5 protein-coding genes are annotated in these 5980 nt (G+C 59.3%); 1 reads left to right on the top strand and 4 read right to left on the bottom strand.

The genetic code is table 11. The annotated features are described in order from the left end of the window. Positions 1–111: 111 nt before the first annotated feature. The 4 genes from rsgA to QZY03_RS21735 all read right to left on the bottom strand — a co-directional run bounded on the left by rsgA (position 112) and on the right by QZY03_RS21735 (position 4290). Positions 112–1185, bottom strand: a complete 1074-nt coding sequence (gene rsgA / locus QZY03_RS21750) for a ribosome small subunit-dependent GTPase A (RefSeq protein ID WP_295584537.1) — start codon at positions 1183–1185, stop codon at positions 112–114. Between the two features lie 502 nt (positions 1186–1687). Further along, a complete protein-coding gene (locus QZY03_RS21745; protein WP_295584535.1) occupies positions 1688–1918 on the bottom strand; it encodes a type II toxin-antitoxin system MqsA family antitoxin in 231 nt (76 codons plus the stop codon). A 108-nt stretch (positions 1919–2026) separates the two neighbouring features. After that, positions 2027–2902 (bottom strand): restriction endonuclease, encoded by an 876-nt coding sequence (locus QZY03_RS21740; RefSeq protein ID WP_295584533.1) that lies wholly within the window; start codon positions 2900–2902, stop codon positions 2027–2029. A 1148-nt stretch (positions 2903–4050) separates the two neighbouring features. Further along, positions 4051–4290 (bottom strand): hypothetical protein, encoded by a 240-nt coding sequence (locus tag QZY03_RS21735; RefSeq protein ID WP_295584531.1) that lies wholly within the window; start codon positions 4288–4290, stop codon positions 4051–4053. A 165-nt stretch (positions 4291–4455) separates the two neighbouring features. Here QZY03_RS21735 and QZY03_RS21730 point away from each other — a divergent pair, with 165 nt between their 5' ends. After that, positions 4456–5868, top strand: coding sequence for a glycoside hydrolase family 57 (locus tag QZY03_RS21730; protein ID WP_295584529.1), 1413 nt, complete (start codon positions 4456–4458; stop codon positions 5866–5868). The last annotated feature ends 112 nt before the right edge of the window (positions 5869–5980 follow it).

Here is a 5980-nt window from a genome sequence, read left to right as displayed (position 1 = left end):
TCCAGTCCCGACGCCGTCAGGCCAGGATGGCCTGACGACGCACTTTCACGGTAAAGCCTCGACCTCCGGTCTTCTTGCGGCAGGAACTCGGATCAAGGCCGACAGAACGCTTTACTCATCTTCCTTAAGACCCTTCTTGACCGACTTGATAAATCGGCCAAACTCCTTGTCCTTCTTGCGCTTCCCGGCGTAGGACAGGTCGTGGTACGCGGACTCCTTCTTCAGCTTGAGAAAATTCTCGTAGTGCTCGGTGTCGATTTCACCAGAAGCCAGCTCCTGCGCAACAGCGCAGCCTGGCTCATTGGTGTGGGTGCAGTCCCGGAAACGGCAGCGGCCAGCGCGCGCGATGATATCCGCATAACTGGCCTCGATGCCGCCGCCGGTACCCAGCACCCCGAACTCCCGCATTCCTGGATTATCGATCACCATCGCGCCGTTTGCCAGTATGATGAGTTCACGGCGCACGGTGGTATGCCGCCCTTCCCCGGTGTCGCTGACCAGGTTCGTTTCCATCAGATCGCGGCCGATCAGTCCATTGATGAGCGTGCTCTTGCCGACACCCGAGGAGCCGACGAAACAATAGGTCTTGCCGGGATCGAGGACGCGCTGTAACTCGGTCATTCCATCCCGCGTCAAGTTACTGAGCGTCAGCACCGGCGCATCAATGCCGGCACTGCGGATCTGTGCCACCTGGGCCGCCACCACCGCGGGCTCCACCAGGTCGGTCTTGGTGAGGAGAATGCAAGGCGTCGTCCCGCCGTCCCTTGCCATGACCAGGTAGCGCTCCAGTCGCTTGAGATTGAAATCGTAGTGACAGGATTGCACAACGATGACGGCATCGACATTCGCCGCAATCATCTGGACCTCGACCGCTTCACCTGCGGCCTTGCGCCGCAGGCAGGTCTTGCGCGCCAAGACTCCGTGGACCAGTCCGAACTGATCGGCGGGCGACTTATCCACGTAGACCCAGTCGCCCACACAAGGCCGCTCCGCCGAAGACACCGTGTCATACAGAAGCTTCCCGGCGAGCCTGGCGCGGAACACCCCGGACGGGTTGAGCAACAGCAACTGATCGCGATCCACCGCTGCAACCCGGGCAACCGCGGCTGCAGGATCGGACAGGGCACTTGCTTGGTCTGCAAACCAGGTGTCCCAGCCGAGAGCGATCAGATTCGGGTTGTTCATGAGTGGTGATGGTCGGATTGGGGGGCTGTTGGCGGCGGAGGGACGACCTGTCGCTAAGGTGATTTCCGACAATTTGGATACCGGTCAGTGTCGATGCGACTTCAGTCGCACCTGCGTTCGAGTCGGTGCGGCTAAAGTCGTACCTACACTGGAGGTCGAGGCTTTAGCCGGATCAGGGCCGCGCAGCCGCGATATCGACCGGCTAAAGCCTCGACCTCCGGTTTTCTTGTGGCCATAACGATGACCAAGGCCCCAGAATCTTGTCGCCCCGCTCAATCGAATGGGATCGGCACACTCGCCGCTCAGGGTTGCCGGCACATCGGGCAATGAGTCTGGTCGTGTACTAGGGTACAAGACCGGCGCACCGCCGACGGGCTACGACGATTGAGCCGAGCGCACGACGCTTTCCGATATCACAAGCACAGATGGCGCGCGCTCGCTGTTGAGCCAGGTCAGGCTCGTTATCCCTGGGGCAGAAAGCAAGACCTGACATTAGCTCCCTTTACGCCGCAAACCGCTCGACCTGGATCATCCGAGCGTGATGCTGTTGCCGTTCGCGAAGTTGCTCAATTTCCCGCAGCGTTTTCGCGGCGAAATATTGCTCATGGCAGTTTCGGCAGACGATCAGAGGGATATCTTCGATAACGAGAAGGCCATCACCGCGGCCGAAGGCTTTGGTGACCCGCTTAATCTCAGCCGGCCCACCGCAGACGGGGCAGAAAGCTTCATTCATAGCAGATACACCGTTAAAATAAAGACTTGACGTAAGGAGGATGTCTCCTAATTGCGTGCGAGGTTTGACTTCGCGGGCGGCCAAAACGCATAGTTAAGCCCCTCGCGATTAACCTTTCTTTTTCTCCTTTTCGTAATTGCCAAGCAATCCGTAGTCAACCTGATATGTCTTGGTAGGGGTAAGGCCAAACTCATACTTTTCCAAAATTTCGACCAATTTTTCGCCGTCTACCAACTCAACCGGCTTACATCCAGGTTTTCTCGCTCTGTTCTTCGCGCTGTCCGTGAAATACCCAGTTGTGAAGAAAATGCCCTTCTCGGAATCACCAATAGCGCCTTGAAAGCTCTGTACTTCGCTCGGGGACACAGAGCCTGAATAACGCTTGCATTGGAATGAGACCTTCGCGGTTACAAGTGGGCCAATTGGCAAATAACCTTCCCCGTCAATGCCATTGTCTCCACGACCGCCCGTAACCTCAACTCTCTCCAACCCTAGATGTTTCAGTAAATCCGCGCAAAAGCGCTCGAACGCGGCAGGTGTAAGCGCTTGTAACTGAGACAATACCTCTTCTGCGTATCCGACAGTACTTTGCGTTTCCTCCCCAATCTCCGAGCATGTCTTCGTTTCACCATTGCCTTGAAGTCTACGCTGCGTGTGAATTGCCACCCATTTTTTGAAGATACGCTCGGCATCTTCATGGGAGAGTTTTGTCTTGCTTCCCGCGGGCGTGAGCATCCAGATGCCATGCTTCGGTGAAGATAAGAGACCTTCCCAAACCAAGTACTGCCTCGCCCACGCCACTTGGTTCGGGAAGCGTAAACTCCCGCTTCCGAGTTTAGCGAATCGCTTCTCATCTGGGACGCTTGCGATACGCCCAACGCATTCGTAAACCTCTCGCGGTGTAGCGGAGCCACCAAATTCCCGCAATGCGTCAAGTACAAATGGCATCCACTGTACGAACTCAGCCTGAGACTTCTTCAACACTCTCACTACTCCTGCCAAGGGGTCAAACAGTGCGTTAGACAAATGCCTGTCTTAGTATCCCGTACGCGGTCTTAGGCGGATGTCGATGTTGGTGGCGTTCGACCGAATTCTTCCCAGCGTCGACACTTTATCCCATCGGCTCTGTGCTATTCCGTACCTCTACCCCTTGCTGTCGTGAACACTTAGGAAGACTAAATCATGTCAGATGATTCGTCAACCCACCGTGGCAAGGCCCTTTATTGAATGGTCGAAATTCAAATAAGTATTGTGAATCAGATGTTTAATTTTTAGGCAACCGGCGGCCGATGTTCCGCGCCGAACGATACATGACCAGGCATCGGGGTTGTAAGCTGGCAGATCAACGAAAGCGGTAAGTGTATGTCTTTGGCGGTGAGCGTGCGAACCGCCCGACTTGGCCGCCGTGCGGTTCGTTCCTGACGCTGGTGGTGAATTCTCCGCGCCGTTGATCAGGAAAGATGCGGTTCGTGCCTGACACTGGTGGCGAATTCGCTAACCCATTGAAGCCCAGCGTCTCCTGAACATGCTTTCAAAGGGTTACGGGGCTCTTCGGGAGTTTCGCCACTAGGGGGAGCGTTGGGGTTCGCTCTCGCTCACCCCAACATACGGACTCTCGCCGAAAAAGAAGATGCTCTCACAAAGACACAAAGCCACGAAGAAGAAAGAGCAATAAGAAGCCATGAAAGGCTTCTCTATCTTTGTGTCTTTGTGTCTTTGTGAGAGGATTTCTTCTCTTTCTTCCGTGTCTTCGTGAAAAACCCTGGATCGGGCTCCCAGGCTCAAGCGCGTAGGATGCGGTGAGTACTCGGGCACTGGTGGCGAAATGCCAGGAGAACCCCGTAACCCGTTGAAAGAAAAGCTAGTAGGTGCTTTTCTTCAATGGGTTAGTGAATTCGCCACCAGTGTCCGTGCCTCACCGCATCCTACAGCGGTGCGCATCCGGCGGACTGGATTGATGATCAGGACCGCTTGGCGCCCCTGGCCTTGTCATAGGATTGAGGTGATTTTCGGGAAAGGATCTACCGACGGGTGGGGGCGACTGAAGTCGCCCCTACAATCGCCCCTTCAGCCCCTGCGGATCTTGCACGCATGCGCGGTCGGGATCGTTATTGCTGGGAATCGCCCGAGACCTAAGTGAGCCAGCGCAGCAGGTAGTAGATACGCTGGCCTTCCGATGACCGGGATGGGCCATAGACCTCGGCCGGATAGAGATTGCGCTCGGCGTTCGCGCCAGCGCGGGCGGCGGCCTCGTCGGCGGTCAGGGTGACGGAGCCTTCGGGGTAGCGGGCGCGGGTGCGGCGCGGGGCGTGGATCAGGGCGAAGCGCTGGTGCAGCGAGCGGCTGTCTGGGTCGATGACGACGGTGGGCATGGCCGGCTCCGGGGTCGTATTGAAAGGGTCTGGTGATGCGGGCCTTGATCATCACTTCGGCGGCTGCGCGGTCGATGGGGGCCTTGGTCCGCGCAGCGGACCCCACAGATTGGCGCCCACTTTGGTATGCTGCGGCGCTGTCTCAACCGTTGCGGGGTCTTTCCGATGATTGCTCACCACGCGCTTGTGCTCAATCTCCATCAGCCGCCCGGTAATTTGCAAGATCTTCTGGAGCATCAGCCCTGGGAGGCCAAGGAGATTCTCTTTGCCATGGACCGGATTCCGCGCGTCTTGTGGGGCCACGAGGCCTTGGCGCGGGTCCATTTGTCGCTGTCCGGCACGCTGCTGGAAACCTTGTCGGACCCGGCCTTTCAGGAGCGGGTTTACGGGATCGTCGACTGCGGGGCCTTGCTCTGGCACTTTCAGAACCAGGATCTGTTTGAGGTGCTGGGGACCGGTTATTACCATCCGGTGTTGCCGCTGATTCCGGCGGCGGATCGCAAAGAGCATTTGCAGCGCTGGCTCGGCATCGCGCATCACCTGCTGTGGCGTCCGCGGTTCCAGGGGTTCTGGCCGCCGGAGATGGGGTTCTCGATGGAGTTGATCCCGCTGCTGCGGGCCAGTGGTTACCGCTATGTGCTGGTCGACAGCGAGCATATCGAGCCGGTGACCGACATGAGTTGGCAGGAGATGCGGTATCGGCCGCATCTGGCGCGCTACGGCGATGCCGAGATCACGGTCATCGTGCGTGACCGCGATCTGTCCGATGCGCAGGAGTCGGGCATGGAGCTGGACTGGTTCCTCGCGGAGGTGGCCGAGCGCACCAAGTGGTGCGACTTTCCGCCGCTGGTGACGACCTGCACCGACGGGGAGAACGGCGGCTGGTTCCGCAATGTGACCGAGGGGGCCAATTATTGGACGGCCTTTTATCTCCCGCTGCTGGAGCGGGTGCGCGCCGGGACGGCTGGGATCTCGCCGACCTTTATCAGCGATCATCTCAATGTTCACGGCGTGCACGGGGAAGTTAAGGTGCGCACCGGCGCCTGGAACACCGGTTGGCATCACGGCCGGGATTTCACCCAATGGACCGGGTCCGATGCCCAGAAGGCGACGCTGGCGGGTTATGCGCAGCTCAGCAAGGTCGTGCATGATGCCCGGTGGTACGCGGGTGAGCACGGGGTCACCGAGGGGCCGCAGATTGCCGCGCTCGACGAGGCCCTGTGGCGTCTGCTGCGGGCCGAGACCAGTTGCAACCTGTATTGGGGCGAGGCCTGGGTGCCGCGGGCGGAGGCGGACCTCCAAGCGGTGCGGGATGTCTTGGCGCGGATCGGGATCGATCCGGCGGCGGCCGCTGCGGACAGCGCCGGGGTGGATGCCCCCGTCGTGGCTGCGGAAGTGGCCGCCGTGCAGTCCGGCGGCGAGGCGCCGGAGCATAGCGCCGTGCTGACGTTCGCGGATCTTCCAGACCTGGATACCGCGGACGTGGGCGACCCCGAGACGCGCCTGGCTGATGCGGCGCCGCCGGTTTCGGCGTCCGGCTCGGCAGCCGCCTTGGCGGCTCCATCCGAGCTTGATTGATTCAGGACGAATCGTCGTCGGGAGCGGCCTTGGGTATCATTCTTTGTGGGAGCGGCCTCCGGCCGCGATGGGGGGCGCCGTGAACTTCTGCGTGCCGCTATCTCCATCGCGG

It is taken from the genome of uncultured Lamprocystis sp., assembly GCF_903933125.1.
GTDB lineage: Bacteria > Pseudomonadota > Gammaproteobacteria > Chromatiales > Chromatiaceae > Thiodictyon.
This window is presented reverse-complemented; position numbering and strand designations above follow the sequence as displayed.